Here is a 3,939-nt window from a genome sequence, read left to right as displayed (position 1 = left end):
GCGCCGGGCCGCACCAGGGCGGCCAGGCCGGGGCGGGCGCGCAGCCGCGCCGTCCACGGCCGGAGGTGGAGCGGCGGGGCCGGGTCGGCCAGCCGGAAGTGGCTCAGCAGGACCTCCCACAGGGGGTCGGCGACGGTGCTCAGGCGGGTCCGCGCGATGTCCTCGGCGGTGAAGTGGATGCGCAGCACCCGCCGAGTGTCGGCGGCCCGTCTTGACACCGGCTTGCCGCTCTGACCTGGTTCTATACCTCACGTATACCGTCGTCTCCGATCGTGCCGATCATGACTGACGGGGGTTGGGAGTTCCGGCTGCTGGGGCCGGTCGAGGTGTGGCACGGCGGCGGGCGGATCGCGCTCGCCCGGCGCGCGCAGCGCTGCCTGCTGGGCCTGCTGCTGCTGGAGGCGGGCCGGGTCGTCCCGGTGAGCCGGTTGCTGGAGCTGCTGTGGGACGACGACCCGCCCGCCCACGCCCGGGGCGTCCTGCACAGCCACGTCGCGCGGTTGCGCGGGACCCTCGATCCCGACCGCACGGGGTCGCGGGGGTTCCGGCTGCTGCTGCGGGGCGACGGCTACGTGGCCGAGACCGACGCGGGCGCCGTCGACGTCCACCGGTTCCGCGACCTGGTCGGGCGGGCCCGCCTGGCCGGTCCGGGCGGCCGGTCGCGCCTGCTGCGCGACGCGCTGGCGCACTGGCGGGGGCCGCTGCTCGCCGACGCCGCCACCGACCGGGTCCGCGACCGGCTGGGGGTGGGCCTGGAGGAGCTGCGGCTGTCGGCGATCGAGGCGTGCGTGGAGGCCGAACTGGAGTGCGGGCGGCACCGGGACCTGCTGCCGGAGCTGGCCGACCTGGTGCGGCAGCATCCGCTGCGGGAGCGGCTGATCCGCGCGTACATGCTGGCCCTCTACCGCGACGGACGCCGCCCCGACGCCCTGGCGGCGTACCGCAGGGCGCGGGGCGACTTCGCGCGGGAGCTCGGCCTCGAACCGACGAGCGACCTCGGCGAGGTGCACGACCGGATCGTGCACGCCGACCGGTCCCTCGACCTGCCGCTTTCCGGGGTACGAGGGCCGACCGCGTGGTGGTGAAGGTCTACCAGCCGGTGTAGTTCACCTCCGAGCCGCGCAGGTGCGCGTCGAGCACGGCGGCGAACCCGGTCGCGCCCCGCTTGGTCGGATGCATCGAACTGCGGCTCGCGCACCGGACGCCGTCGGCGATGCAGCCGTCCCAGAGGTCGCCGAAGTCGCCCGGACCGGTCTTGGTGAACATGACGGGGTTCACCCACCGGTCGGCGTCGCACACGCCGTGGCCCCGGAAGGCGGGCAGGGAGTCGGCGAAGGACACCTCGTTCCCGGCGTCGCGCAGCACCCGCACGGTGTTCTTCGCCTCGGTGACGAAGTACTCGCCGGCCCGCCGCAGGACGCCCTGCGCCTGGGGGTCGAAGGTCGTGCACGAGGAGTTGCTCCCGGACACGTCGGGATAGCCCATGAGCACGATCTTCGCCTTCTTCCCGCGCGAGGTGCTCTTGTTGTCCGTCTCGTCCTCGATCTCCTGCAGGAGGTGCGCGACGTTCGCCGGGTCGCCCGCCTCGACCCGGGTGTTGAGGGTGGCGAGGATCTCGGCCCGCAGGTCGCTCTCGTACGTGGGGACGTCACCGCAGGTGAAGATGTGGCAGTCGGCGATGACGCCGTCCCAGTCGGTGTCGTTGGCGCCGACGGTCAGCGCGACCAGGGTCGTGTTCTCGTTCAGGAAGCCGCTCTCCAGCTGCGCCGCCTCCCGGAACCGGCCCTCCGCCCGTCCCCGGTAGTCCGACCAGGCCGAGATCGGCTGCGTCATGTACTGGTACTGCGGCACGGTCATGTCCCGCGTCGTGGCGCCGGAGCAGGCCACGAACGCGAAGTCGAGCCTCGGGTCGAAGGAGTCGGCCAGCTCGCCGACGGTCTGGGTCTCGCCCGGCAGCACCGACTGCCTGATCCAGGCGTCCTTGCTGCGCCGGCAGGCGTTCCAGCGCGGCGTCCGGTACTCGAAGTCGGTCTCGGGGAGGTAGTTCCCCACTCCTTCGCCCGAGGTGATCGAGTCGCCCATGGCGACGACGAAGTGCTTGGGCCGCTTCTTGAGCACCTGGAAGGCGACCGCGTCCCACGAGATGGCCGCCGAGCCGTCGCCCTCCAGGTTCACGTTGGTGAGCGACACCTGCGGCCGCCCGGCGAACGGGAAGACGCCCAGGTTGTACCAGCCGTTCTGCTCCCGGCTCTGGTTCAGATAGCGGGTCTCCTGCCTGCCGTTGCCCAGGCCGACCGTGTACGGCGCCTGCTGCGTCTCCGCCCGCCGCTTCGGGATGTGGACGAGCACCCGGGCCCACGCGTTGACGTCCTCGTTCGGCTTCCAGGTGCCGGTCACCCGCATCACGTCGCCGTTCCTGGCGCTCGTCCGGGTGTAGGCGAACCACTCGTGCCCGCCGAACCCGTTGCCGAGCTGCTGGAAGTCGGCCCTGGCCGGGACCCGGCCCGCCGAGTCCTGGGCGAACTCGAAGGACAGGGTGCCGCTGTTGGTCCATCCGCTGTTGTCGCAGCCCCCGCGTACGGCCGGCACGGTCACGTCGTCGACGATCAGGACCTTGGCGGTGTCGCCGGTGACCGGTGGCAGGCCGGGGGTCCGGCAGGGCGTCCACTGGTCGGTGGGCTCGACGCGCTCGGTGCCGGCCCAGGTGGAGTCGTAGCGCAGGGACGCCTCGTTGCCGCAGGCCGACGAGCAGTCCTTCCACGCCTTCGGCACGTGCCACCAGCACTTGGAGTCCGACCGCAGGCAGGTGCCGCGCCCGCTCCCCGACGACGGCGGCTGGCACTCGTTGCTCGCGGTCGCGCAGAAGGCGTTGACGTCGACGTAGGTGGTGTTGGAGACCGTCGGCACGATCGAGGCGCGGTAGCCGTCGGTGGTCCACCACGCGTAGTTGTAGCCGCCCTCGGTGACGGGCCGGTTCGTGGCCGGGTCGACGTAGGTCTTGGCGATCGGCCACGCCGCCCAGCCCAGCACCTTCTCCTGGTAGGGCCAGTCCTGCGGGTGCCCGGCGTCGGCGTAGGAGTTGTCGTGCAGGAACGGCCGCCGGTCCTGCCGGTAGGAGGGGTTGGCGGGGTTGTTCAGCCAGCCCACCCCCCACGCGCCGTTGTTCGGCTGGCCGTTGCCGTCGCGTCCCCACGCGTCGGCCTTCGGGTGCCAGCCGGAGTTGTACGCCCACACGGCGAGATACCAGTTCTCGATCTTCGACGGGTCGCCGTCGTTGACCTTGCCCAGCCCGTCGGTGTCGGCCCAGATCTGGTTCCACTTGCCCGCCAGGGTCGCCATGCCCGCGGCGATGTTGGTGACGTAGTCGATCGCCACCCTCTTCTGCTTGTCGGCGTTCCATCCGCCGCTGTTCTTCCGCATGTTGTCGGTCTGCTGGGAGATGCCGTAGCCGCAGTCGGCCTTGGCGAAGTCGACGGCCCAGTCGTTGGACGGGTCGCTGTCGTAGATGTTGACGCCGTAGTAGTTGCCGACGAGCGGGTTGCCGGTCTCGCCCTCCAGCACGCTGCGCTGCGCCTGCCAGAGGTTGGACTCCTGGGCGAGGATGCCGAACATGATCGACACCGGCACCCGGCCGCCGCCCTGCAGGTCCGGCACCGGGAACTCGGCCTGCGGGTTCCACCCGGCGAGCCCGGAGCCCTTCCAGCCGTTCGGCCGCCAGACCGCCAGCCGGTTCTTGAAGACGAGCTGGTCGACCGCCCACTCCACCTGACGCCAGTGCGGCTGGTACACCTGCACCTGCGGGTCGTTGCGCGGGACGGCGCACGTGTACCCCTGGTCGACGGTGCCGGTCACGGCCGTGGTCGCCGCCGCGCCCGCCGGCCGGAGGGCGAGCGCCAGCCGGGGGTTGGCGACGCGGCCCGAGGCGGCGGCGGGCGCGAG

2 protein-coding genes and 1 pseudogene are annotated in these 3,939 nt (G+C 72.1%); 1 reads left to right on the top strand and 2 read right to left on the bottom strand.

Features of this window, described 5'->3' with window-relative positions; translation table 11 throughout:
* Positions 1-188: pseudogene (locus FDA94_RS38710) on the bottom strand (ArsR family transcriptional regulator); the annotation flags it as partial.
* 93 nt (positions 189-281) lie between these two features.
* Between FDA94_RS38710 and FDA94_RS38705 the strand changes: the two are divergent.
* Positions 282-1,085, top strand: coding sequence for an AfsR/SARP family transcriptional regulator (locus tag FDA94_RS38705; protein ID WP_137251988.1), 804 nt, complete (start codon positions 282-284; stop codon positions 1,083-1,085).
* Positions 1,086-1,089: 4 nt separating this feature from the next.
* Here the strand turns inward: FDA94_RS38705 and FDA94_RS38700 are convergent.
* Positions 1,090-3,939, bottom strand: a 2,850-nt coding sequence (locus FDA94_RS38700) for a golvesin C-terminal-like domain-containing protein (protein ID WP_137251987.1), incomplete at its 5' end; no start/stop codon positions are given.

Source organism: Herbidospora galbida (assembly GCF_005233835.1).
GTDB lineage: Bacteria > Actinomycetota > Actinomycetes > Streptosporangiales > Streptosporangiaceae > Herbidospora > Herbidospora galbida.
Note: the sequence above shows the minus strand (reverse complement) of the source record. Positions and strands in the feature narration are given on the sequence as shown.

Bases quoted from the DNA above. Each gene is read 5' to 3' on its own strand.
- FDA94_RS38705 (WP_137251988.1), top strand. From the start codon at position 282: ATGACTGACGGGGGTTGGGAGTTCCGGCTGCTGGGGCCGGTCGAGGTG.